26 protein-coding genes and 1 pseudogene are annotated in these 25,367 nt (G+C 31.4%); 16 read left to right on the top strand and 11 right to left on the bottom strand.

Annotated features, from left to right (window positions below):
- Window positions 1-3: 3 nt before the first annotated feature.
- A complete protein-coding gene (sppA, locus tag P8K68_RS08225; protein ID WP_300249417.1) occupies window positions 4-1,767 on the top strand; it encodes a signal peptide peptidase SppA in 1,764 nt (587 codons plus the stop codon).
- Between the two features lie 301 nt (window positions 1,768-2,068).
- On the opposite strand, the gene P8K68_RS08230 is transcribed toward sppA, so the two are convergent.
- Window positions 2,069-3,712 (bottom strand): carboxyl transferase domain-containing protein, encoded by a 1,644-nt coding sequence (locus P8K68_RS08230; RefSeq protein WP_300249420.1) that lies wholly within the window; start codon window positions 3,710-3,712, stop codon window positions 2,069-2,071.
- A gap of 146 nt (window positions 3,713-3,858) precedes the next feature.
- Here P8K68_RS08230 and P8K68_RS08235 point away from each other — a divergent pair, with 146 nt between their 5' ends.
- The 7 genes from P8K68_RS08235 (at window position 3,859) to ettA (ending at window position 9,142) form a co-directional block, all read left to right on the top strand.
- On the top strand, window positions 3,859-4,215 hold the full coding sequence (locus tag P8K68_RS08235; protein WP_300249423.1) for a DoxX family protein: 357 nt from the start codon (window positions 3,859-3,861) through the stop codon (window positions 4,213-4,215).
- A 2-nt stretch (window positions 4,216-4,217) separates the two neighbouring features.
- Window positions 4,218-4,748, top strand: a complete 531-nt coding sequence (locus P8K68_RS08240; RefSeq protein ID WP_300249426.1) for an NAD(P)H-dependent oxidoreductase — start codon at window positions 4,218-4,220, stop codon at window positions 4,746-4,748.
- 29 nt (window positions 4,749-4,777) lie between these two features.
- A complete protein-coding gene (locus tag P8K68_RS08245; RefSeq protein WP_300249428.1) occupies window positions 4,778-5,215 on the top strand; it encodes a MarR family transcriptional regulator in 438 nt (145 codons plus the stop codon).
- A gap of 135 nt (window positions 5,216-5,350) precedes the next feature.
- Window positions 5,351-6,220: a pirin family protein gene (locus tag P8K68_RS08250; RefSeq protein ID WP_300249430.1), complete on the top strand. Its 870-nt coding sequence runs from the start codon at window positions 5,351-5,353 to the stop codon at window positions 6,218-6,220.
- Between the two features lie 142 nt (window positions 6,221-6,362).
- Window positions 6,363-7,079, top strand: coding sequence for a pirin family protein (locus P8K68_RS08255; RefSeq protein ID WP_300249432.1), 717 nt, complete (start codon window positions 6,363-6,365; stop codon window positions 7,077-7,079).
- Window positions 7,080-7,184: 105 nt separating this feature from the next.
- A complete protein-coding gene (locus P8K68_RS08260; protein WP_300249435.1) occupies window positions 7,185-7,367 on the top strand; it encodes a CAL67264 family membrane protein in 183 nt (60 codons plus the stop codon).
- A gap of 83 nt (window positions 7,368-7,450) precedes the next feature.
- Window positions 7,451-9,142: an energy-dependent translational throttle protein EttA gene (gene ettA, locus P8K68_RS08265; protein WP_300249438.1), complete on the top strand. Its 1,692-nt coding sequence runs from the start codon at window positions 7,451-7,453 to the stop codon at window positions 9,140-9,142.
- 247 nt (window positions 9,143-9,389) lie between these two features.
- On the opposite strand, the gene P8K68_RS08270 is transcribed toward ettA, so the two are convergent.
- Complete coding sequence (locus P8K68_RS08270) at window positions 9,390-9,632, bottom strand: hypothetical protein (RefSeq protein WP_300249441.1); 243 nt, start codon at window positions 9,630-9,632, stop codon at window positions 9,390-9,392.
- Window positions 9,633-9,696: 64 nt separating this feature from the next.
- Window positions 9,697-10,476 carry an MBL fold metallo-hydrolase gene (locus P8K68_RS08275; protein ID WP_300249443.1) on the bottom strand — a complete coding sequence of 260 codons (780 nt, stop codon included), beginning with the start codon at window positions 10,474-10,476 and terminating at the stop codon, window positions 9,697-9,699.
- A 302-nt stretch (window positions 10,477-10,778) separates the two neighbouring features.
- Here P8K68_RS08275 and P8K68_RS08280 point away from each other — a divergent pair, with 302 nt between their 5' ends.
- Window positions 10,779-11,363: an NUDIX domain-containing protein gene (locus tag P8K68_RS08280; RefSeq protein ID WP_300249446.1), complete on the top strand. Its 585-nt coding sequence runs from the start codon at window positions 10,779-10,781 to the stop codon at window positions 11,361-11,363.
- A 408-nt stretch (window positions 11,364-11,771) separates the two neighbouring features.
- Here P8K68_RS08280 and P8K68_RS08285 read toward each other — a convergent pair whose 3' ends face one another.
- On the bottom strand, window positions 11,772-12,791 hold the full coding sequence (locus P8K68_RS08285; RefSeq protein ID WP_300249449.1) for a formimidoylglutamase: 1,020 nt from the start codon (window positions 12,789-12,791) through the stop codon (window positions 11,772-11,774).
- A 113-nt stretch (window positions 12,792-12,904) separates the two neighbouring features.
- Between P8K68_RS08285 and P8K68_RS08290 the strand changes: the two genes are divergently transcribed.
- Together P8K68_RS08290 and P8K68_RS08295 are read left to right on the top strand one after the other, a co-directional pair.
- Window positions 12,905-13,783, top strand: a complete 879-nt coding sequence (locus tag P8K68_RS08290; protein ID WP_300249452.1) for a chromosome partitioning protein ParA — start codon at window positions 12,905-12,907, stop codon at window positions 13,781-13,783.
- A gap of 646 nt (window positions 13,784-14,429) precedes the next feature.
- Window positions 14,430-15,017 (top strand): Crp/Fnr family transcriptional regulator, encoded by a 588-nt coding sequence (locus P8K68_RS08295; protein WP_300249453.1) that lies wholly within the window; start codon window positions 14,430-14,432, stop codon window positions 15,015-15,017.
- 221 nt (window positions 15,018-15,238) lie between these two features.
- Here the strand turns inward: P8K68_RS08295 and fumC are convergent, their stop codons facing one another.
- Window positions 15,239-16,636 carry a class II fumarate hydratase gene (gene fumC, locus P8K68_RS08300; RefSeq protein ID WP_300249454.1) on the bottom strand — a complete coding sequence of 466 codons (1,398 nt, stop codon included), beginning with the start codon at window positions 16,634-16,636 and terminating at the stop codon, window positions 15,239-15,241.
- A gap of 185 nt (window positions 16,637-16,821) precedes the next feature.
- Here fumC and P8K68_RS08305 point away from each other — a divergent pair, with 185 nt between their 5' ends.
- Window positions 16,822-17,463: a peroxiredoxin gene (locus P8K68_RS08305; RefSeq protein ID WP_300249456.1), complete on the top strand. Its 642-nt coding sequence runs from the start codon at window positions 16,822-16,824 to the stop codon at window positions 17,461-17,463.
- A gap of 95 nt (window positions 17,464-17,558) precedes the next feature.
- Window positions 17,559-17,732, top strand: a complete 174-nt coding sequence (locus P8K68_RS08310; RefSeq protein WP_271560597.1) for a hypothetical protein — start codon at window positions 17,559-17,561, stop codon at window positions 17,730-17,732.
- A gap of 85 nt (window positions 17,733-17,817) precedes the next feature.
- Here P8K68_RS08310 and P8K68_RS08315 read toward each other — a convergent pair whose 3' ends face one another.
- The 6 genes and pseudogenes from P8K68_RS08315 to prfB form a co-directional block, all read right to left on the bottom strand.
- Window positions 17,818-18,156 carry an outer membrane beta-barrel protein gene (locus P8K68_RS08315; RefSeq protein WP_300249459.1) on the bottom strand — a complete coding sequence of 113 codons (339 nt, stop codon included), beginning with the start codon at window positions 18,154-18,156 and terminating at the stop codon, window positions 17,818-17,820.
- A gap of 1 nt (window position 18,157) precedes the next feature.
- Window positions 18,158-18,628 (bottom strand): annotated as a pseudogene (locus P8K68_RS08320) (TonB-dependent receptor).
- On the bottom strand, window positions 18,612-19,103 hold the full coding sequence (locus tag P8K68_RS08325) for an outer membrane beta-barrel protein (protein WP_300249461.1): 492 nt from the start codon (window positions 19,101-19,103) through the stop codon (window positions 18,612-18,614). The pseudogene P8K68_RS08320 and the gene P8K68_RS08325 overlap by 17 nt, the downstream one beginning before the upstream one ends.
- A gap of 107 nt (window positions 19,104-19,210) precedes the next feature.
- Window positions 19,211-19,552: an arsenate reductase (glutaredoxin) gene (gene arsC, locus P8K68_RS08330; protein WP_300249463.1), complete on the bottom strand. Its 342-nt coding sequence runs from the start codon at window positions 19,550-19,552 to the stop codon at window positions 19,211-19,213.
- Window positions 19,552-20,169: an HAD family phosphatase gene (locus P8K68_RS08335; protein ID WP_300249465.1), complete on the bottom strand. Its 618-nt coding sequence runs from the start codon at window positions 20,167-20,169 to the stop codon at window positions 19,552-19,554. The genes arsC and P8K68_RS08335 overlap by 1 nt, the downstream gene beginning before the upstream one ends.
- Window positions 20,166-21,276, bottom strand: a protein-coding gene (gene prfB, locus P8K68_RS08340; protein ID WP_300249467.1) for a peptide chain release factor 2 whose coding sequence is annotated in 2 segments (ribosomal slippage) — window positions 20,166-21,212 and window positions 21,214-21,276 — 1,110 coding nt in all. Because the reading frame shifts where the segments join, the coding sequence is not laid out codon by codon here. Before prfB ends, P8K68_RS08335 begins: the two co-directional genes overlap by 4 nt.
- Before the next feature lie 434 nt (window positions 21,277-21,710).
- Between prfB and P8K68_RS08345 the strand changes: the two genes are divergently transcribed.
- The 3 genes from P8K68_RS08345 (at window position 21,711) to P8K68_RS08355 (ending at window position 25,206) form a co-directional block, all read left to right on the top strand.
- Window positions 21,711-22,865 (top strand): GNAT family N-acetyltransferase, encoded by a 1,155-nt coding sequence (locus P8K68_RS08345; RefSeq protein ID WP_300249469.1) that lies wholly within the window; start codon window positions 21,711-21,713, stop codon window positions 22,863-22,865.
- A 5-nt stretch (window positions 22,866-22,870) separates the two neighbouring features.
- On the top strand, window positions 22,871-24,052 hold the full coding sequence (locus P8K68_RS08350) for a GNAT family N-acetyltransferase (protein WP_300249471.1): 1,182 nt from the start codon (window positions 22,871-22,873) through the stop codon (window positions 24,050-24,052).
- 137 nt (window positions 24,053-24,189) lie between these two features.
- Window positions 24,190-25,206, top strand: a complete 1,017-nt coding sequence (locus tag P8K68_RS08355) for a GntG family PLP-dependent aldolase (RefSeq protein WP_300249474.1) — start codon at window positions 24,190-24,192, stop codon at window positions 25,204-25,206.
- Window positions 25,207-25,367: the final 161 nt, after the last annotated feature.

Consider the following 25,367-nt stretch of genomic DNA (forward strand, 5'->3'; position numbering starts at 1 on the left):
ATCATGAATTTTATAAAACGTGTGTTATCAACAGTTACAGGTATCTTTGTGTTCTTAATTATTTGTTTTTTTGGATTACTAGTTTTAGGTATGCTATTCGGATCTAGCTCAGATGATTTGATACAGGTTAAATCTAATTCTGTTTTAGAAATAACACTAGATTTTCCTATTAAGGATTATGCTGGAAAGACTAATTTTCCAGAATATCCTTTTTTGAATGAAAACAAAAAAAATGGTCTTTTTAATATCATTGATGCTATTAATTATGCTGCAACTGATGAAAAAATTAAAGGTATTTCCATTGATAATAATTTTATAAATGCTGGAGTCTCTCAAACTAAAGCGTTACGAGGCGCATTGTTAAAGTTTAAAGAATCAGGTAAATTTATTGTGGCATATGGCGATATGTATTCTCAAAAAGATTACTATTTAAGTTCTGTTGCAGATACTATTTATTTAAACCCTGCAGGTATGATGGAATTTAAAGGGTTGTTTACAGAGCGTTTATATTTCAAAGACTTTCAAGAAAAAACAGGTCTTAAGATGGAAGTTATTAGGTTGGGTAAATTTAAAAGTGCGGTAGAACCTTATATAGCTAGTGAAATGAGTGCTAATAATAGAGAACAAATCTCTGTATATTTAAATTCACTTTGGAATGAAATGAAACAAGATATTTCTAAAAGTAGAGACATTCCAGTACAAAGGTTAAACACGATTGCAGATAGTCTATTAGCTAGAAATCCAATTTTGGCAAAATCATCTCACTTAATTGATAAAGTAGGGTACTATGATGAATATATAAATGGTATGAAGCATGCATTGGGAATTAAAATTAAAAAAGATTTAAATGTAGTTACTATTGCTGATTATGCAGAACATGCAGCTAAAAGGATAAGTGGAAAATACAGTAAAAATAAAATTGCGGTAATTTATGCTGAGGGTAATATTATATATGGAGAAGGAGATCTAGGTAATGTTGGTCAAGGCGCCATGAATAAGTCTTTACGTAAAGCTAGAAATGATGATAAAATTAAAGCAATAGTTTTAAGAGTCAATTCTCCAGGAGGAAGTGCTTTAGCAAGCGAGCTAATTTGGCGCGAAATTGAACTGACTAAAAAAGTTAAACCAGTAATAGTGTCTATGGGAGATTTAGCAGCTTCCGGAGGTTATTATATAGCTTCAAATGCTGATAAAATAATTGCAGAACCTACTACAATTACAGGAAGCATAGGTGTGTTTGGTATGTTGCCAAACGGGAAGGGATTGGCAGACAATATGGGCATTAATGCTGAACAAGTAGTGACTAATAAAAACGCTGTAACCTATAGTTTTTTTGAACCGTTAAATGATAATCAACGCGGATTTATAAAAGAAGGTATTTTACATGTCTATGATTTGTTTTCTACACGTGTGGCCGAAGGGCGAAATTTATCACGAGAGCAGGTTGAAACTATTGCTCAAGGGCGTGTTTGGACAGGTGCTGATGCTGTAAAGATTGGTTTGGTTGATGAATTAGGAGGTTTAGATTTAGCGTTAAAGTATGCTGCCGAGGCAGCAGATTTAAAAGAATATTCTATTCGTGAGTTTCCTGTTTTTGAAAAAGACTTAGATAAAATGCTTCAAGATTTAGGTTTAGCAAAAACTAAAGAAACTATTTTAAAAGAAGAACTAGGCGAGGAGAATTATAATATTTTAAAAGAAATAAAGGCCATGTCTGAAAAAAAAGGAAGTCAATTATTATTTCCTTTTAGTACTGATATTAATTAAGAAACAACAAAATTAATATTAAAGAGGTTGTTTGAAAAGTATATAGTTTTCAAACAACCTCTTTTTTTTCTGTTACATTTTGAATTAATAATTAGGTTCAAATAGAGTCATAAGTATTTTGCTATTTCCTATTAATTAGGCTTTTAATAAACAAAAAAACACCAGGCGCTATGCGGATTAAATCAATGGATAAATAGGTGTGAGTATTTGCCTATTTGCTTAAATTTTTTGTTGTTTCAATGATTTAAGTTTCTCATTTTTAGCCATTAAGACGCAAAAATCTTTTGAGAAGATTTTAAAATTAAACCTGAAGCACTCCCAAGTTAAATTTCTTTTCAATAGGAGCATGATTAGCAGCTTCAATACCCATAGAAATCCAAGTTCTGGTATCTAACGGATCTATAATACCATCAGTCCAGATCCTTGCAGCAGCGTAATAAGGAGAAACTTGGTTGTCGTAACGGTCTTTTATTTTGTTAAATAATGCTTCTTCTTTTTCAGGAGTGATTTTTTCTCCTTTCTTTAAAAGAGAGGCCTTTTCAATTTGTAATAATACTTTAGCAGCAGAGTTGCCACTCATTACAGCAAGTTCTGCACTAGGCCATGCTACAATCAATCTTGGGTCATAAGCTTTTCCACACATAGCGTAATTTCCAGCGCCGTAACTGTTACCAATAATAATTGTGAATTTTGGAACTACCGAATTGCTAACTGCATTTACCATTTTAGCACCATCTTTTATAATGCCCGAGTGTTCACTTTTACTGCCTACCATAAAACCAGTAACATCTTGTAGAAAAACTAAAGGAATTTTCTTTTGGTTACAGTTTGCAATAAAACGCGTTGCTTTATCAGCAGAGTCATTATAAATCACACCCCCAAACTGCATTTCTTTGGGTTTTGTTTTTGACCCCGTTGTTTTAACTAATTTTCGTTGGTTAGCCACAATGCCAACAGCCCAACCATCAATACGCGCATAACAGGTAATTATGGTTTGACCATAACCGGCTTTATATTCGTCGTATTCTGAATTATCAACCAAACGCTTTATAATCTCATACATATCATATTGATCGGCTCTTGATTTAGGCAGAATACCGTAAATATCTTCAGGGTTTTCTTTAGGCTTTTTTGAATCCTTTCTATTAAATCCAGCTTTATCGTAATCGCCAATTTTATCGATAATATTCTTGATGGTGTTTAAAGCATCAGCATCATTCTTAGCTTTATAATCAGTTACACCAGATATTTCGCAGTGTGTTGTAGCCCCTCCTAGAGTTTCATTATCAATACCTTCTCCAATGGCAGCTTTTACCAAGTAACTTCCAGCAAGAAATATGCTCCCTGTTTTATCAACTATTAAAGCTTCATCACTCATAATAGGGAGGTAGGCACCACCTGCAACACAGCTTCCCATAACTGCAGAAATTTGTGTAATTCCCATGCTACTCATGATAGCATTGTTTCTAAAAATACGTCCAAAATGTTCCTTATCAGGGAAAATTTCATCTTGTAAAGGCAAATAAACGCCTGCAGAGTCAACTAAGTATATAATTGGTAATTTGTTTTCTATTGCTATTTCTTGGGCACGAAGGTTCTTTTTTCCTGTAATAGGAAACCAAGCTCCGGCTTTAACCGTAGCGTCATTAGCCACAACAATACATTGCTTCCCTTTTACATAACCAATCTTCACAATAACACCACCAGAAGGACATCCTCCATGTTCAGCATACATATCTTCCCCAGCAAAAGCAGCAATTTCTATAGACTTTGCTTTAGCATCCAACAAATAATCAATGCGCTCTCTAGCAGTCATTTTACCCTTGCTATGAAGCTTCTCAATACGCGATTTGCCACCACCTAAGCTAACTTTGGTAAGTCGTTTTTGGAGTGCTGATAGTAAGAGTTTATTATGATCTTCGTTCTTATTGAAGTTGATATCCATAGACTAATTTATTTGTCACGAATTTACAAAACCAATTGCTGTATAAAAAGTGAATATTTTGTTAAATAATTTTACATGGAATTATATTCCTTGGAATATAAATATTTTTATTCTATATTTGCATCATAATAATTAAATAGATAGGAATGAAAAGATACAAAATTATATTTTACATAGCTACAGGGCTGTTAACTGCATTAATGCTGTTTTCTGTTAGTATGTACTTTTTTAAACATGAAGATATTGTAGAAGCATTTACCAGTTTAGGTTACCCAACTTACATTATTTACCCTTATGCAGTAGCAAAATTATTAGGTTTATTTGCATTATGGAACCCTAGTTTTAAAGCCATTAAAGAATGGGCGTACTCAGGTTTCTTTTTTGCATTTATCTTAGCATTTTTTGCACATTTTATGGTAGGCGATGGAGAACAAGGGGGCGCAGTTTTAGCTATAGTCTTGTTAATAGTGTCTTATATTTTTAATAAACGAATAAATAAATAATTATGAAGCAGATTTTAACTTTTGCAGGGAGCAATAGCAAGGTATCAATAAATAAACAATTAGCAATTTACGCAGCAAACTTAGTAGAAAATGTTGAAGTTACTATTTTGGATTTAAATGATTTTGAATTACCGATTTATGGTATTGATTTGGAGAGTAATAAAGGAATTCCAGACAATGCTCATAAGTTTTTAGAGGCTATAAAATCATCAGATGGTATCGTATTATCTTTAGCTGAACACAACGGCGCTTATGCTACGGTATTTAAAAATCTATTTGACTGGATGTCTAGAATAGATGGCAAACTTTGGAGTGAAAAACCTATGCTTTTAATGACAACATCTCCAGGAGCTAGAGGAGGCGTTACGGTATTAGAAATTGCCAAAGGTCGTTTTCAGTTTATGGGCGGAAATATTGTTGCAGATTATAGTTTACCATCATTTTTTGATAACTTTAAAGAAGGAGAGGTGACAAATGCTGAATTAAATGCTGATTTAAAATCTAAAGTTGAACTTTTTCAAAAAGCAATATAACTGTATACTGAGACTGAAAACTAGAAGTAATGGGAGATTTATCAAAAGATATCAATTCAACATTTGCCAATAATAGAGTAAAAGCTTTATTGAACATTATTTATACAGCAAATTGGATTACGAGTCATCAAAACGAGTTTTTTAAATCTTTTGGTATATCACCACAACAATACAACATTCTAAGAATTTTAAAAGGTGCAGATAAAGCTCTGAATGTACAAACAATTAAAGAGAGAATGTTAGAGCGTTCGCCCAACGCAACGCGTTTAATGGATAAATTATGTGCTAAGAATTATATTGAGCGTTGCCCTTCAGAACATGATAGACGTGTCGTTAAAATAGCTATAACCAAGGAAGGGAAAATGTTTTTAGATGCGATACCCAATAATTTTAATGCAACATTACTGAAGAATCTAAATGAAGCTGAAGCAGAACAATTAAGTAATCTGCTTGATAAAATGCGATAATCGTATTTTTTTAATTAAATATTTTCCATGGAAAGTAAGTGCAGATAAACTAGTAGACTTGTCAGGTTTTTAAATCCTGACACGTTTGAAAACTGAAAAATTACTTCTTCAAGGAAATCACAAAACAAATAAATTATGAAACTAAATACAATAAAAAGAGTAGGGCGTAGTGATTTTGTAAATATGGGTCCTATACAATTGAGGCAGCCCATACCAACACAAGAAATTGATAATATAGATCCATTTATTTTATTACATCATTACGGACCTTATGAAATTTCAGAACGCAATAACCCTTTTGATTTAGGTCCACATCCCCATCGTGGTTTTGAACCAATAACTTTTTTAGTTGAAGGGGAACAGTTACACAGAGATTCTTTAGGAAATGAAAGTATCGTAAATGCTGGTGATGTACAATGGACAACTGCTGGCAGAGGTATTATTCATGCTGAAGCACCAACAAAAGCCTTTGTTAAAAAAGGAGGTGTTTTAGAAGGTATTCAATTATGGTTGAATTTACCTGCGGAAAAGAAAATGATTAAAGCTAATTATCAGCATGTTAAAAATGACCATTTTAGAGTAGTGTCTTCTGAAGATAAAAAAGTTAAGATTCAAATTATAGCTGGAGCTCTAGAAGGTGTCTATGGACGGATTCAAACGCAAACGGCTGTAAATGCTTTTATGGTTTCTGTTGAAGCGGATGGAACGTTTGATATTAAAGTCCCTAGTTCGCATCAATCTACAGTATATTTATTAAAAGGCGATGTGATTGTAAATGATGTAGAAGTACTGAAATTAAATGATAATCAATTGATTCAGTTTAATCAAGATGGTGAAGGGTTTACTATTAAGGGCAATGAAAGTAGTAAGTTATTATTTATTTCTGGAGAACCTTTTAACGAGCCTGTAACCACTTACGGCCCTTACGTGATGAATACACAAACAGAAATTATGGAAGCTATGCGAGATTATCAAATGGGGAAGATGGGATTTTTGCCCGCGTAGAAAAGCCTCTAACCCCCAGATGGGGAATTCAAAAAAGAAGACCAGTCAGGTTTTTAAAACCCGACTGGTCTAAAAAAAACATAACAGTAAGCCTTCTCCTCCCTGCGGAGGGTTAGGGGAGGCTTTTTAACACACAGAAATTATGAAAACAGTAATTCACAAAGCAGATACAAGAGGTTTTGCAGACCACGGATGGTTGAAATCGTATCATACATTTAGTTTCGCCAGTTACCAGAATGCAGAACGCATGAATTTTGGTATGCTACGCGTGCTTAATGATGATGTGGTACAACCTAAAATGGGTTTTGGAACGCATCCGCATCAGAATATGGAGATTATTTCGATTCCGCTTTTAGGCGCCTTATCGCATAAGGATAGTATGGGGAACAAACGCCCCATTGAAGTTGGAGAAGTGCAAGTAATGAGTGCGGGAACAGGATTGACGCATTCTGAATTTAACGATAGTAAAACGGATGAAACCAATTTTTTACAGCTCTGGATTATCCCTGAAGAAATGGGTGTTGAACCAAATTATGAGCAGCGTAAGTTTGATGTAAGAAACCAGAAAAATAAGTTGCAAACTGTTGTTGCTCCCAAGAGTAAATTAGAAGGCGATGCGTTGCCAATAAGTCAGCAGGCATACATTTACAGAACAGATTTAGATAGTGAGCATGCTTTAACTTTAGATTCGAAAAGCACTAACCATGGATCTTACATTTTTGTAGTTAATGGCAAAGTTGAAGTCGGAGATACTATTTTAGATAAAAGAGATGCTATTGGTGTTTGGGATACGAAAAATATTGATATTGTAGCTAAAGAAAATTCGGAAATCATTATTATCGAAGTTCCTATGAACTAAGAGGATTTATTTTGATTAATAGCGAAAAAGCATCCAATTTTGGATGCTTTTTTTATTTAAAAAAACGATATTTGCCTTTAGACTAACCAAAAAAAAGAAAAGATTATGGCAATGAATAAAAATACGGTTCTAGCTTGGGCTACAATTTTAATGATTATTATGGGCGTATTGCTCATTTTAATGGGCGCATATAGATATACTGATGTTGCTGGTTGGGGTTTTGCAACCGTTGGGATTGGTTTTTTTGCTATTGCATGGGTGTTTAATGCTTTGAAAGGTAGGGTTTAGAGATTTATAATTTAGGAATAAAGATTTTTGCTTTTTCCAAAGCCTGATAAACAATTAAGCGTATCAACTAATAAACGTAAAAAATGAGTGACGATAAAAAAGTGATTTTTTCAATGTCTGGGTTAACTAAGACATTTCCAGGTGCAAATACACCAGTTTTAAAAAATATTTATTTAAGCTTCTTTTATGGAGCAAAAATTGGAATTTTAGGTCTTAATGGTTCTGGTAAATCTACTTTGCTTAAAATTATTGCTGGAGTTGATAAAAATTTCCAAGGTGATGTTACCTTTTTGCAAGACTATTCCGTTGGATTTTTAGAGCAAGAACCACAGCTTGATGAAAGTAAAACCGTAATGGAAGTTGTTCGTGAAGGTGCAGCAGAAACCGTTGCTATTCTTGACGAATACAATAAAATTAACGACATGTTTGGGTTAGAAGAAGTATACTCAGACGCAGATAAAATGCAGAAGTTAATGGACAGACAAGCGGTGCTTCAAGATGAGATTGATGCATCTAATGCTTGGGAGTTAGACACCAAGCTGGAAATAGCCATGGATGCGCTGCGCACTCCTGATGGAGATAAAAAAATAAGCGTTTTGTCTGGTGGAGAACGCCGTCGTGTAGCCTTATGCCGTTTACTTTTGCAAGAACCAGATGTATTATTACTGGATGAGCCTACTAACCATTTAGATGCAGAATCTGTGCATTGGTTAGAGCATCATTTAGCACAATATAAAGGGACAGTTATTGCCGTAACGCACGATAGGTACTTTTTAGATAACGTGGCTGGCTGGATTTTAGAATTGGATAGAGGCGAAGGCATCCCTTGGAAAGGAAACTATTCATCTTGGTTAGACCAAAAATCTAAGCGTATGGCTCAAGAGGGAAAAGCCGCTTCTAAGCGTCAAAAAACCTTAGAACGTGAGTTAGAATGGGTCCGTCAAGGGGCTAAAGGTCGCCAAACGAAACAAAAGGCACGTTTAAAGAGTTATGATAAGTTAATGAGTCAAGATCAAAAGCAACTTGATGAAAAGCTTGAAATTTATATTCCTAACGGTCCGCGTTTAGGAACTAATGTTATTGATGCTAAGGGTGTTGCTAAAGGATATGATGATAAGTTGTTATATGACGATTTAAATTTTAGCTTACCACAAGCTGGAATTGTTGGGATTATAGGACCAAATGGTGCAGGTAAAACCACTATTTTCAGAATGATAATGGGAGAGGAAACTCCTGATAAGGGTGAGTTTGTAGTTGGTGATACAGCGAAACTTGCTTATGTAGATCAAAAGCATTCAAACATAGATCCAGAGAAAACCATTTGGCAAAACTTTAGTGATGAGCAAGAGCTTATTTTAATGGGTGGAAAGGAAGTGAATTCAAGAGCCTATTTAAGTCGATTTAATTTTTCTGGAGGTGAACAAAACAAAAAAGTAAAACTGCTTTCTGGAGGTGAGCGTAACCGTTTACATTTAGCTATGACGCTTAAAGAAGAAGGTAATGTGTTACTTCTAGATGAGCCTACTAATGATCTTGATGTGAATACGTTACGAGCATTAGAAGAGGGGTTAGAAAACTTTGCAGGCTGTGCTGTAGTAATTAGTCACGACCGTTGGTTTCTAGATAGAATTTGTACACATATTTTAGCTTTTGAAGGCGACTCTCAAGTGTATTTCTTTGAAGGTAGTTTTTCTGATTATGAAGAAAATAAAAAGAAAAGACTTGGTGGTGATTTGATGCCGAAACGAATTAAGTACAGAAAGTTAGTACGATAAAAAAAACATAAAGCTCACTGAAAAGTGGGCTTTTTTCATTCATAAAGATGTCCAGAGGCTATTTCAAAATGAGATGTTTTATCTGTATTTTTTACTGCCTCAAAATTTTCATTGAAAATACTTAATTCATTTTCAATAGATAGAACGTGTTCATTTATATATAATATTCTTTTTGTCAGTATCCCTAATACAAATACTGATATCACAAATATTAAGGTAAAAAACACTTCAATCATTAATTTGCTTTTTAATTACCACCATACATATGCCCATCTGTAAAATCTTTATACGCTTCATCTTCTTTCATAGAAGTATTGATTTTTTCAAGGCGTTCATTTTCTTTTTTAAGTAAGTATGATTTCCTAACACCTAATATTAGAATAATTCCAAAAAATATAACAACAACAATAAGTGCGGTTACAACTTGAGATTGAGAAATTAAAGAAATAGCTAGTGATTCTCTAGCTAGTTGGTTCAGTAATATATTCATAGCAAATTTGGTTAATAGCTTATCAAATATAACATATTTTCGTTATAAAAAGTAAAAAATAAATTTAGTGTTGTGGATACCAGTCAAGCAGAACAACTTCAATATCAGGATTTGCAGTATTCACAATACGTTTAAATTTTTTAACATCACTAAATCCATCTGTTCCTCTATAATGGTAAGGGTAAACTTCTTTAGGGTTAAACTCTAATACAGCACTAGCCGCACTTTCAACAGTCATAGTGTAAGGTGAATTCATGCATATAAAGGCTTTGTCTATGGCCTTTAATGCTCTCATTTCAGCTATATCTTCGGTATCTCCAGAAAAATATACACGTTCAATTCCAAAAGTAAAAACATAACCGTTGCCTCTGCCTTTTTCATGAAACTTTAGCGCTTCTTCACGTAAATTATACATCGGGAGGGCTTCAATTTTAAACGTATCAAATGTTTTTAAATCGCCATTATTCATTAAAATACTTTTCGAAACTAATGCATCAGGTAATTTATCTATAACTGCTTTTGGCGCAATTATTTTAGAATTATTTAAATCTAATGCTTTTAGTGTTTCTAGTGCTAAATGATCAAAATGGACATCAGTAATAACTACAAAATTTGGTGTACCATACGTTTTATATGCCTCAGCTCCAAGTGTTGGGTCTATATATATTGTAGTATTTCCATACTCAACAACAGTACTAGCGTGTTCTATAGGATGAATTTTTAAAAGCGGTTCTTTAGTATTTTGAGCAAAAGGCTTTTCACTTTCAACAACTTTTTCTTCTTTATTTTTACAGTTTGTAAAGCAAATAACCGAGAGAATTACTATTGTGATTTTTAATTTCATATTTTGAGATTTCAAGTTTTCTAAAGATAATTTTTTCAATCAACATATAAAAATGTAATATTTCAATTGTTATATATGTCTATAAAATAGAAGTAAATAATATTATAGTATAAATCTGTAAAGTAAATCTCCATTTACGTTTAAAAATTGAGTTTTTTTAACGAAATTGCTTATCTATAAGATTTTTCAATCTAAAAATTCAAATTTACGACGTATACTATTGTGGATATTGATTTTAAACGAAAAGTTGACGAATGAATAAATCAGTTTAATATTGATACTAAAGCTAAAAACCTTTGATAATGAGTGGTGCGCCAATTAAAAATATAGAAAAGAAGCTACTTTCAGATAATTATTATATTCTGAACAGAGTCACTTTTGACTATTTAATGCGAAGTGGTGAATGGGTAAATCAGATGCGAGAGGTCTATGATAGAGGTGATGGTGCTGGTATTTTGTTATATAATAAAAAAAAACAAACGGTTATTTTAACCAAACAATTCAGAATGCCGACCTATTTGAATGGTAATGAATATGGGTTTTTAGTTGAGATTGCTGCAGGAATGCTTGATAAAGATAATCCTGAAGCTTGTGTTATAAGAGAGACTGAAGAAGAAGTTGGGTATCGTTTAAAATCGGTAAAAAAGATTTATGAAAGCTATTCATCACCTGGAGTAATGACAGAGAAAATGCATTTTTTTATTGGTGAATATACCGATGATATGAAGGTGAATGAAGGCGGTGGTTTAGAAAGTGAACACGAAGATATTGAGGTATTAGAGATACCTTTTACGAATGCCGTTAATATGTTAAACAATGGAGAAATAGTCGATACAAGGACTATTGTGTTATTACAATATGCAATTATTCATAAGTTGTTAGAATAAAATAGACAAACTACAGCAAGTAAATTTATACAGAAGCAAATTTATTCTAGTAAGCGGGAAACTTGTTGAGCATTACAAGAAGTACTTAGTAAAACTTAGTTTCGCGAAAAAAAATATAAAACCCTATATATTGTTAGTATTGTTTGGGTTCCTGAAATTGCTTACAGAAAAGAGGAATTTTACTATTTAAATAACGGAGAGTTAAATTTGCATGGTGTTATAGTGACAGAACCAATAATATCTCATCTCTTAGTTTTGCGAAAAAAATGTGTCTGCCTTTATTGATGATATATTTTTCAGGTTTACTCAATATGTCTTCGTCATAAGGTTCTGCATAAAAAAATTTTTAACCATTCAATGTTCAAATCATAAAAGTCTTTGGCATATTGTTTTTCAAAAGAAATAATATTATTCATCATGTGCCTTAATAAAATCTGTAATTAAGTAAGTGATGAGTTTCCCAACTTGATTAGCTGTTTTTTTAGTTGGAGCTGCTTCACAAATATGTAGGTATGTTGTGTTTTTATGCTTTGCAAAGAAGTTAATAAATTGTCTGGTTTTATTTACGCTAAAACCACTAGGTGTCATAGCACTACTTGGGATATTTTCAATGGCATTACAATCAATTTCAATTCCAAAATTGCTGTCAGAAACATGTGTTATGGCGCGTTCTAATTCTTTTTTAAATTTTAAATCCTTTCTAATTTCTAAAGCATCAAAAGTATTATATTCGATAAATTTTGATTTATCAAGTGCTTTAAAAATCTTATCAGAAGTGTCATTTTCATGTAAACCGAAAACAAAGTAATTACCTAAAAATCCTTCCGCTAAAGCGTAACTAAACCCATTTCTGCTATGACGACCTTCATCATCTCTTAATCCAGAATTCACATCAAAATTAATTACATTAATGGGGGTTCCGACCGCTAATGATGCTCCTTTTATATTTCCGTAGGCATTATTATGTCCTCCACCTATTAGTATTGGTTTTTTACCAGTCATGACAATTTGATGAATGATGTGAGTTACGTATTCATCTATCTTAGTGACTATTTTTCTAGCCTTTAAAACATCTTTTTTTCGTGAAGCATTTAATTTTGACACGGCTAACTGTTCTTCTGTAAAATCGAAATGCCCTAATATTAAAACCTTGCTAGCTCTTGTAAAATTATTACTTTGAATGTTTAACAAAACTTTAAGTGTAGCTTCCCAAGCTTTTGAAGTTCCAGTTTTTCCATGATTTGCAAATACACCAACATCCTCAGGTAAACCTAAAATAACATGGGTAACATCCAAATTTTCAAGTTGTTCGTATATGTTAGAAATACCGGTTAATATTTGAACGTATTGACCAAATTTGGATTCGCCAGAGCGTTTGTTTAATAATTTATTACAAGTAGTATTGTTAAATAAAACAAGTTTATCCATAGAATTAAAATGAATTAAGAATAATAAAAGTACAGCATTATTTGTATAAAGCATTAAAACAAGCAATTAAAACAAAAATTATATTAACCTTAACACATTAAAAACAAGTAATTATGGAAAACAACAAAAGTAATATGGGGCTTAAAGTAGGATTGGGGATCGCGATAGTTTTATTTTTAGCTACAGGATTCTATACTATGAATTTGTATAATAGTAGTAAAAAAGTTGAAAATGAGCTTACTCAAGAAAAGCAATTAGTTATGAACGACTTAAATGCTATGGCAAAACAATATGATGATGCTATTGAGGAAAATGAAGTATCGAATACTAATTTAATTGAAGCTAGAGGTAGAATACAAGGGTTAATTGATTCTTTAAAAATTTCTGAAACTAACGTAAAAAGTTTATGGAGATATAAAAGTAAATATGCTTCATTACAAAAAGAAATGGATGTGTTATTGGCTCAAAATGATTCATTAAGAGTTGAGAACTCTTATTTAGCAACTTCTTTAGATAGTACTCGTGTGCGTTTAGAAGAGCGTACTATTTTTACAGACTCTTTGCTAGTACAAAATAATGCTTTAGCTGAAGTTGTATCTAACGCAGCTATTTTAAACACTGTTGGATTAAAAGGATTTGGAGTTATTGAAAGAACTTCTGGTAAATTAATTCCAACTGAAAGAGCGAGTAGAGCTGATAAAATTAGAGTTTGTTTCACTGTTGCAAAAAATGCTTTAGTACAAGCTGGAGATGAAGAATTATATGTTCAAGTTATTGACCCAAAAAACAATACTTTAGGTTTAAACGAACAGGTGACTTTTGGAGAAAAAACATTAAGCTATAGTACAATTAGTAAATTTAATTATGAGAATTCAAGCCTCAATGTTTGTGAGTTTGTAACCTCTAAGAATGATTTTGAAAAAGGACGTTATATAGTAAACGTTTTCAACGAAAAAGATTTAGTATCTAGCTCAGAATTTACTTTAAAGTAAATTGACCATAAAATTTAATAATTAAAGTCTCAAATTTGAAGTTTGAGACTTTTTTTATGCTTTTTTTTAGCTTTTTAAGCTTTCCTATTGAGTTAAATCTAAAAAAATATCGCTCATGAATAGTTTGGATATATATAAACAGATGCGATGTATTATGACTGATGCTAGTAAAAGAATATAAAGATCTGGAGAAAATGTATATTAATTTATGTCAATACGGTCTATATGTTATTGATGCTTTTATAAAAACTACAACCGTTATCAGTTATTCATATATCTGAATCAACTTTGAAAAAAATATAAAAAAACTTTTGTATTTTTAGGAGTCAAATACATTATGAAAAAGATTATTAGATAAAAGTTTTAGTATCTTTTGGAATAAAAACAGTAGTTCTAAACTTAGAAGGCAGAGATAGTATGACATTAAATAATCTATGAAGAATTATCTAAAGATTTCCTAAATGATTATGCATCTAAACAAGTTTATTTGCAAATTATAGAAAAATTGATTGAAAGTGGGAGGGAAGTTCTTATTTTAGAAGGCAAAGAAAACACCCTTAATAATATATCAATCAGATGTTTCGGCAACTGTTTTTGATTCCACAACCAGACACGCCAAGAAATCGTTTAAGGATGTGTTAAAAACATGAGTAGTATGAACCCTAACTTAGTATTTCTAAACTCGTTTTTAGACGTTTCTGATGAAACATTTTCTAAACTTAAGAATATAGCTAAATACAAAAAACTTGAAGCCGGTGAGCTTATTGCTAAACCAGGTGAAATGCCAAACAATATATATATGCTTGTTTCTGGAATGATGAGAGCTTATTTAAGTTCTGAAAACGGAAAAGAATTCAATAAAAACTTTTTTATGCCCTTTAGTTTTGTTGGGTCCCTCACTGCATTAATACAAAATCAACCTTCTAAATTAACATATGAGGCACTTACATTATGCAGAGTTTATGAAGTAAGTTTTCAAGATATTTTGGCATTATGTAAAAGCGATATAAATATAAGTAATTTGTATAATAGGATACTTGAAAATGTTTACGTAAAATATGAAGAGCGACAGCTAGAATTGATTTCAATGGATGCTAAAGCTAGGTATATTTCTCTTAGAAAAAAGGTTGTTAATATAGACGAACTTATTCCGCAGTACCAAATAGCTTCATATTTAAGTATTACTCCTGTGCAATTGAGCAGAATTAGAAGAAAAATTAAAAGAGAAGAATAAGGATAAATAACTAATTATTTCTCTTTTACTTAATCAATGAAATCTTTTAGGATAGTGTCTTTTTTTTGAATTTAACAAATGTTAATTTTAAAAAGGTTAGTTAATTATATATTTGTCTTGATTTCCTTATTTAACTTTTGAGGATTGATAGCTAACCAACCAAAAAGACAGGCAAATTTATTTTACCTGTCTTTTTCTATTTATGATACTCAAAAAGAGTTTTATTTTAAGCTTCCAACCATGTCTTCAGGTTTTACCCAAGCATCATAGTCTTCAGCAGCAACATAACCTAAATTTACAGCCTCTTCTTTCAATGTTGTTCCGTTTTTATGGGCTGTATTAGCAATTTCTGCAGCTTTGTAATAACCAATTTTAGTATTTAAAGCTGTTACAAGCATTAATGAGTTATTCAATAATTTCGTTATCACTTCCTGATTAGGCTCTATACCACTAGCACAATGCGCTTCAAAACTAACACAGGCATCACCAATTAACTGTGCCGATTGTAATACATTGGCAGCCATAACAGGTTTAAAAACATTTAATTCATAATGGCCTTGTAAGCCCCCCACTGATACAGCAACATCATTACCTATAACTTGAGCACAAACCATAGTTAAAGCTTCGCATTGAGTTGGGTTTACTTTTCCTGGCATAATAGAACTTCCTGGTTCATTGGCTGGAATAATAATTTCTCCTATGCCAGAACGTGGTCCTGAGGCCATCATTCTAATATCATTAGCAATCTTATTTAAGGATACAGCTAATTGTTTTAAAGCACCGTGTGTTTCAACTAAAGCATCATGGGCAGCTAGAGCTTCAAACTTGTTAGGGGCAGTTACAAATGGTAATCCAGTAAATTTTGCAATATATTCAGCAACTAGTTTACTATAGCCGTTAGGCGTGTTTAAACCCGTTCCCACAGCTGTTCCGCCAAGTGCTAATTCACTTAAATGTGATAATGTATTTTCTAAGGCTTTTATGCCATGATCCAATTGAGCAACGTAGCCAGATAATTCTTGGCCTAAGGTAAGTGGTGTGGCATCCATAAGATGTGTTCTACCTATTTTTACAACATTATTAAATGCTTTTGATTTTTCATTCAGCGTATTGCGTAGTTGTTTAACACCAGGAATTGTAGTTTCAACAACTTTTTTATAAGCTGCAATGTGCATTCCTGTTGGAAACGTATCGTTAGAGGATTGCGATTTATTCACATCATCATTTGGTTGAATTGTTTTCTCACCTTCACCAACCATTTTACCAGCTAATTGATGCGCTCTGTTAGCAACAACTTCATTAACATTCATATTACTTTGTGTCCCAGAACCCGTTTGCCAAATTACTAAAGGAAATTGATCATCATGTTTTCCTTCTAAAATTTCTTCACAAACTTGTGCTATTAAATCTCGTTTTTCAATAGCTAAAACTCCTAATTCACAATTTGTATAGGCTGCTGCTTTTTTTAAATATGCAAAACCATATATAATTTCTAGTGGCATAGATGCAGAAGGTCCAATTTTAAAGTTATTTCTTGAGCGCTCAGTTTGTGCTCCCCAAAGTTTATCAGCGGGCACTTTTACTTCACCCATAGTATCTTTTTCTATTCTGTAACTCATCTTAATAGTGCTTAAATTTTAAGTTGCTAAGGTAATTGTTTTAAGGTGTTTTTAATTATGATTTTTGTTAGTTTTCTATACTTCTTTTTAACATTTTTATAACTTATTAAATGGTGTATAGAATATTAAAATCTATTAAATTAGTAGGATTACACTTTAAGTTTAAATTAAAAATATAAAATATTATGGCAACGCTTCGACTAGGGGACGAAGCTCCAAATTTCAAAGCACAATCTACAGAAGGAACTATTAATTTTCATGAATGGTTAGGTGATGGTTGGGGGATTTTATTTTCTCACCCAGCAGATTACACACCGGTTTGTACCACAGAATTAGGTACGGTAGCTAAGTATAAAAGTGAATTTGATAAACGTAACGTTAAGGTTGTAGCACTTAGTGTTGATGGATTAGAATCTCATAAAGGCTGGGTTAATGATATTAATGAAACCCAAGGCACAACAGTTAATTTTCCTATAATTGCAGATGAAGATAGACAAGTTTCTGAACTTTTTGATATGATTCATCCTAACGCAGACAGTAAATTAACGGTGCGTTCTGTTTTTGTTATTGATAATAATAAAAAGGTGAAATTAATTATAACCTATCCAGCGTCTACAGGACGTAATTTTGACGAATTGTTACGCGTTATAGATTCTTTACAATTAACGGCATATCATAAAGTAGCTACTCCTGCTAATTGGAAACATGGTGAGGATGTTGTAATAAGCCCTGCAATTTCAACTGAAGAGGCAAAAGGGATTTTTACAAAAGGAGTTGATGAGATTAAACCTTATTTGAGAATGACACCCCAACCGAATTTGAATTAGTTAAAAACTCTGTTAATAATTTTTAGCTTGATATTGTATAAAACATACCTTTGCATTATCTTTGCGGAGTAATTAAATTAAAGACGATAATAATTATGTTTGAATTTGACCAGTATTTAGGATTTTTAGCATTTTTAACCATACTGACAATAGGATTCTGGTTAATGATTTTTTTAATAACCTTTGTAATCCCTTACTGGATTGGAGGCTCTTTAATTGAAAGGTTAAAAGAAATAAGAGAAGAAAAGAAAGCTAAGCGTCAAGCTTAAAATGTAGTTCATATATAAAAAAAGGAAGCTAATTTAGCTTCCTTTTTTTATACCTGTTCATTACATATCTATTCCACCTCCACCATCAAAGCCACCTTCGCGTTCTCGTTTTTTTTTTATTGAATCTATAAGTAAACGCAAGATTAAATATCCGCCCTCCTCTAAATTGAATTTCTTGATAAGCGGTAAACGTATCGGCAGTAATATTATTGCTATAAAACGTAGTGTTAAAAACATCTTTCACATTAAAAGCAATTGAAGCTTTTTCTTTAAATAAATCTTTACTAAACGCTAGATTTGTTGAAAAAACACCTCTTCTATTATTTTGAGCATCTTCACTTGGACCTCTATAATTTAGATTTGTTTGCCAGTCTATATCATAAGGAAGCGTTAGTTTATTGGTTAATCGTGCCGTCCAAGTCAAGTTAGTTGTTAGCACTTAAATCTACCCCATTAAAAGTGCCTTCACGTTCAAAATTAAAAATGTTGAAATCACTATTAATTCGCCATTTTATTGACGGACTGTAATTTAGATTTAATTCAAAACCATAGCGTTTATCTGTAGCTAAATTAACAAGGCCTCTTTCTATAACAGGAAAATCTTCACCATCAACAATAACTACTTCGCCAGTTCATCTACTTACAAAGGTCATAACGTCTGTTGACTGCGTATAATAAATTGATGAAGACATTGTAAGTTTATCTAGTTTGTTTAAGTACCCTAATTCAAATGTACTGGCAAATGTTGGATTCAAACCTGGATTTCCTTGAAAAACATTGGTAACACTGGAGCGAGAAGGGAAGGGGTTAAGCATAAAACCTCGTGGTCTTCTAATTCTTCTATTATAGCCTAAACTAAAACTTTGATTTTCATTTATTTCATAATTTAAATTCACAGTGGGAAATAATCCATTGATTTTTTTTTCTGTTAAAATCTCCTGTGGTTGGCTGGTCAAGAGTGATTCTAGTGTTTTCAAATCTTAAGCCTAATAGGTATGAAAACTTACCAACTTTACTTCCAAATTGTGTATAAAGTGCCGTAATGTATTGTTTGAAATTAAATAGATTAGTTAAATTATTATTAATCAAAAAATCACCTGATGCGGGTTCTAAAAAGGATACTTCAAAATCTGTAGACCTTGTTGAGAAATCACCTCTATATCCAAGCTCAATTTTGCTCATTTCTCCAATAGGGAGGGTGTAATCTGACTGTAGTAAAATATTCTTTTGGTCATCTAAAGTAGAAACCTTTTCAGATTCTAAACCATTTACAGAGATTAAAGAGTTTACATCTTCAGTTGAATCTTCATATTGAAAATTAAATGTTATTATGATTGCTTGCTTCAAAATTCTTTGAGAAGTTAAATGCATACTGAAAAGTTTTATCTTCCTCCATTCCTGGGTCTCGACGTTCACTTTTACTCTTTGGGTTAGTAGGGCATGGTTAAACTTTTGTTAACAGAAGTTGTTTGTAATGATTATAAAATATCCAGAATTAACTCTGGAGGTCTGCCAATAACGGCTTTATTACCATTAATGATTATTGGTCGTTCAATTAGTTTGGGATATTTAACCATTGCCGAAATAATATCTGAATCGCTTAATGCTTTCTTTTTGTACTGTTCTTTCCAAATAGCTTCGTTTTTTCTAATTAAGTCTATTGGCTTTATATTTAATAATTTGATAATGTCTTCTAATTCTTTAACTGAAGGACTGTTTTCTAAATATTTTACAATTTCAAAGTCTTTACCTGATTTTTGTAAAATTTCTAAACCACTTCGAGATTTAGAGCATCTATTATTGTGATATATTTTTATCATTATAAGTTAATATTAAATGTTTTTAATTGTTTAAGAAGTTGTTCTGGAGATTCAAAACGAATACCATTAATACCTAAATTATTAGCAGCTTCAATATTTCTTAAGTTATCATCAATAAAAATAGCATGTTCAGCTTTAATATTAAATCGTTCTAGTGTTAGATTGTAAATAGAATCAAAAGGCTTTCTTGTTTTTTCTTCACCAGAAACTACAACCCCTTCAAACCAATGTAAAAACTCAAAACGCTCAAGAGCAATAGGGAAGGTTTCTGCGCTCCAGTTGGTTAAGGCAACGACTTTAAAATCTTTTGATTCGATAAGCTTTTTAAGAACGTCAACAGTTCCTTCAATAGCACCTCCAAGCATTTTAATCCAGTTGCCGTAAAACATTCTAATTTCTTTTTCGTATTCAGGAAAAAGTAAAACTCTATCTTCTGTTGCTTTGGCTATCGGGTAGCCTGCATCTTGATTTTCATTCCAATCGCTAGTACAAATAGTATCAAAAAACCATTGCATTTTTTTTCTATCTCCATTAAAAACATCAAAAAAAACATATTCTGGATTCCAATCAATTAGAACACCTCCTAGGTCGAATATTATAGTATCTATATTTTTCATAATTGATTATTGTCTTCTACTTTTTGCCCCATTAGCATTAAGTATGCTTTTAAAAACTCATCAATATTACCATCCATGACCGCATCTACATTACCTGTTTCATGAGCTGTTCTAACATCTTTCACTAATTTATAAGGATGCATTACATAGTTTCTAATCTGGCTTCCCCATTCAATCTTCATTTTACCAGCTTCAATATCTTCGCGTTGTGATAATTGTTTTTGAAGTTCAATTTCGTACAATTGAGATTTAAGCATTTGCATAGCTCTAAACCTATTATCATGCTGAGAACGGGTTTCAGAACATGAAATTTGAATCCCCGTTGGTTTATGAGTTAGTTGCACTTTAGTTTCAACTTTATTTACATTTTGTCCGCCAGCTCCACTAGATCGAGCGGTAGTAATATCTATATCTGCGGGGTTTATTTCAATTTCTATAGTATCATCTACAAGGGGATACACATAAACGGAAGCAAAACTTGTATGGCGTTTAGCATTGCTATCAAAAGGCGAAATACGAACTAATCTGTGCACGCCGTTTTCCCCTTTAAGCCATCCAAAGGCAAAATCGCCTTCAATTTCCAAAGTCACTGTTTTTATACCTGCTACATCACCTTCTTGGAAGTTTAATTCTTTTACTTTAAAGCCGCTTTTTTCTGCATACATTAAGTACATACGCATAAGCATACTTGCCCAATCACAACTCTCTGTTCCTCCAGCGCCTGCTGTAATTTGTAAAACAGCACTTAAACTATCGCCCTCTTCAGAAAGCATATTTCTAAATTCAATATCTTCAAGTAGAGTAGCCGCTTTATTATATCTGTTTTCAACGTCCTGTAAAGTAGCTTCCTCTTCTTTAAAAAAGTCATAAATAACCTCAAGGTCTTCAATAAGCGTTTTTAAATCTTTGTAATCTTGAACCCATTTTTTCTTTACACGAAGCGTTTTCATAGTAGCTTCGGCATCTTTAGGGTTATTCCAAAAATTAGGGTCGAAAGTTTGTTCTTCCTCGTTTTGTATTTCTATAAGTTTGGCATCTATGTCAAAGATAGTGCCTAAGTTTGTCGAGGCGGGTATTAAGATCTTTAATTTGATCTGATGTAATCATGGTTTAAGATTTTTAACAAAAATAAACATCTACATTGATATAAAGAAACAAAAAATAGATGTTCGCTATTGAAAAAACATGTTTTACTAAGTTAATGCATAAGATGTCAAATTTTCCTCAAAGTTGGTAATACCTATTTTAATAATTTTATGAGAACATATCAAATTTACCAAAATAATTACAAATGAATTCTCCGTATGAAAATTCACTAGCCATTGTAAATAATACAACGATTTCTTTTTTATTAAAAGCTAAAAAAATTATTTGCAGATAAAAGTAAATATGTCACCATTTGAAGACTATTTTTGATGTCTGTTCAAAAAAAATAGAAATTTGTTTTCAAACTTTAATGCTATTATAATTAAAAATTCTATGATTGATTTATCAAGAGTTTAGTATTACAAAAAAAGTTTTCTTTAATTTTTAAGTCTTTTATGAATAATCTTTGTAGCAATTTAAACTTATTTGAGGAATTATTTCAAAACCTACGATTACCTGATTGTTATCTTAATTTATCTTATAAAGGTAAAAAGGGCTTTACTAATTTTAACGCACCAAAAAAGACAAATTCCTTAGTCTATTCAAATATTTTAGCTCCTAATTATCTTAACTATTCAATTGATAAAAATAGGTTTAAATTCATTAAAATTAAACAAGCCAATGAGGGGTTTGCAATTGATATGGCTGGATTATCAAGTGCTAAAGCATATATAGATAGTCATTCTAGCCGTAGTTTTAGAAAGATGGTAAGGCAATCCATTCGCCGCTTAGAGCACAGTTTTAATATTTCTTACAAAATGTATTATAATGATATATCTAAAGAAGAATATGATAAACTACTAGAAACTTTAAGGAACATGTTGGATAAAAGGTTTAGGCAAAAAAAGAGAACACATAAAGTATTGGGTGAATGGGAACAAAAAAAAGAACTTTTTTACAATAGCTTAAAGAAAAAAAACGCATCTATTTTTGTTATTTATGACTCACTAGAACCCATAGGAATATCTTTAAATTATCTGTCAGGTAGTATTGTTTTTAGTAATATAGCTTCTTATAACACCGACTATCACAAATTTAGTTTAGGTCATATCGATATTTATAAAAATATAGATTGGTGTGTAGAAAATGATTATGAATTAATGGAATTAGCATGGGGAGATCTGCAGTACAAAAGACGATGGTGTAATGATATTTATACTTTTGAACATCATATTTTATATAAAAAGAACTCTATTCTAGGTCTTATAATTGGTAATTTTGAATATTGTAAAATATATATTAAGGAGTTTTTAAAACGAAAAAACTTTCATTTATACTTGCAGCGACTCAAGAAAAAAAGAACTTATAATGAAGGTGATAGAGAAGTAAAAGTTAGTTTTGAGAAGTATCTTGAAACAGAAGAAAATTCAACTTGCAAAGAAATAAATTGGAAGACAGATGAATTCAAATGTCTTAGAAAAATAATCTATGATTTTTTATATCTGTATCAAGAAAATGTGAATGATATTAAAGTCTTTAGTTTTGATAAACAATTAAAAGCTTTTTACATCCAAGGAAATAAAAATAAAAAGAAGTTCTTTTTAAATTAAGTTTTATGTCAAATTTAAAGATTAGCAGAATCAATTTTTATGATGACCTTTTTGAAAAACAAAACATTCCAGAATGTATTTCAAAAATTGCTTATCAGGATAATGACTACTTACTCTATAAATCTGAGAATCCCATTAATGAAAAACGACAAGGCGAGAAAAAAATTTATTCAATTCAAATTGTACCAGATTTTCTTTCTATTAAGTATGATGCATTATTTAATAAAAGGGTTTTAAAAGAAAACAGACTAGGATATGCAGCTAAATTAAATGAATTTACGGATGTAAGAAGTTATATGAAAAATCAATTTAGAAGCAAAAATGCTTATGTGATTTTTAAAAATATTAAACGTTTAGAAACCCGTTTTGAAGTGAGCTATACTCTGTTTTATGGAAATATAGAGAGGCATGAGTATGATTTTATTATGGATAGTCTTCATAATATGCTTAAAAATAGATTTGAAGAACGAAATGACTCTAATTATATTTTTCAAATATGGCCAAAAATATACAATAGCTTATTTGATTTTATAAATTTAAAAAAAGCATCATTTTTTGTTATTTTTAATGGAGCCCAACCAATACAAATAAATATTCAATACCATTTTAAGGACATATTAATAAATTCTGTACCATCTTATGATATTAATTACAGAAAATTTGGTTTAGGAAATATCGCTTTTTATAAACAAATTGAATGGTGCATTAATAATGGATATTCTATGTTTGATTTTGGTCATGGCGACTTACCAATTAAGCGAAGATGGAGCAATATGATTTATGGTTTTGATTATCATGTTGTGTATTCTAAAGATAATCTAAAATCTATTTTCTCAGCTAATCTTAAATTCTTAAAAATGAAAGTAAAAGCGTATTTAAGATTGAAAAAAGCAGATGTTAAATTAAAAGACTTTAAGAAGTCATTTTCAAAGTCAAGTAATAAATTTGATACCAATAAAAAAGACCACGAAGTTATCAATTTATCTGGCTTTGATGGAGAAAATAAAACGTTCAAGAAAATTGAATGGCAATCTTTAGAATATGAATTTTTAATGAAATTTGTATGCGATTTTATTTACTACAATCCTGTTCACTTTAATGAGGTTCAGGTATTTAAAGAACAATCAGAACGTAAAAATTTTATTTTAAAAGGGAAAAATAATTTTCAAAAAATAATTTTTTACTAAAACTATAGTTTTGGTGAAAAATAGTTGATCATCATATAAGGTGATGTTTTTCTTTATCATCTACAGGAGAATTAATTTTCAAAGAAACTTACTCGCATCAGAATATATTTTATAGTTTTATAAATAAAATATATGTTATGTTCATAGACCTAAGAAGCGATACTGTTACCAAACCATCAAAAAGCATGCTGGAGGCCATAATGGACGCCAAAGTGGGAGACGATGTGTTTAGAGAAGACCCAACAGTAAACAAATTAGAAAAGTATATTTCAAAAATGTTTGGAAAAGAACAAGCTTTATTTTTTCCAAGCGGTACAATGGCTAATCAAACAGCATTGAAACTCCACACTAATCCAGGCGACCAAGTTATTTGTGATAAATATGCGCATATATATAATTATGAGTCTGGTGGCGCATCTTTTAATAGTGGAGTTTCATGTAATTTGATTGATGGTAATAGAGGCATGTTTACAGCTAAACAAGTTGAAGAAGCTATAAACCCTGAAGCTTATTATTACAGTAAAACAAGCTTAGTTGCCATTGAAAACACTACAAATAAAGGCGGAGGTGCTTGTTGGAGTTTTGATGAGATTAAGAAAATAAAAACGGTTTGTGATAAAAATAAATTAGGGCTACATTTAGATGGGGCAAGGCTATGGAATGCTTTAGTTGAAAAAAAAGAAACCCCTAATCAATACGGTGAAATTTTTGATACCATCTCAGTATGCTTGAGTAAAGGTTTAGGATGTCCTGTAGGGTCTCTTCTAGTTGGTAATTCTGAAATAATGAAAGATGCCTTGAGAATTAGAAAAATTTTTGGAGGTAATATGAGGCAAGTAGGTTATTTAGCTGCAGCCGGTTTATTTGCTTTAGAAAACAATATGGAGAATTTAAAAGAAGACCATAAAAAAGCAATAGAAATAGGAGCGGAGTTAGCCAAATTATCTATTATTAAAACTGTAGAACCTATAGAGACTAATATTGTTGTTTTTCAACTCAATGATGATGTTGATGAGAATCTATTTATGACACTTTTGGCCAATAAAAATATACATATAATTAGTATGGGAAGTAGAAAACTGAGAATGGCAACCCATTTGGACTACACAGATATTATGCATGAGAGATTAATTTATGAACTGAAATCTTTATAGAAAATGGTGTAATGTCAATAAAAAAGAGGTCGTCTAAAAACAATTTAGGCGATCTTTTTATTTTTGGTCATTTAGGTTTTATTTTGACGCTCTTTGTTTTAATAGTAAATAATAATGTTGTTAAAATAGAGCAAAGCGATTTCTATATCGCCAAACTCACT

This window comes from Algibacter sp., from assembly GCF_029245835.1.
Lineage (GTDB): Bacteria > Bacteroidota > Bacteroidia > Flavobacteriales > Flavobacteriaceae > Algibacter_B.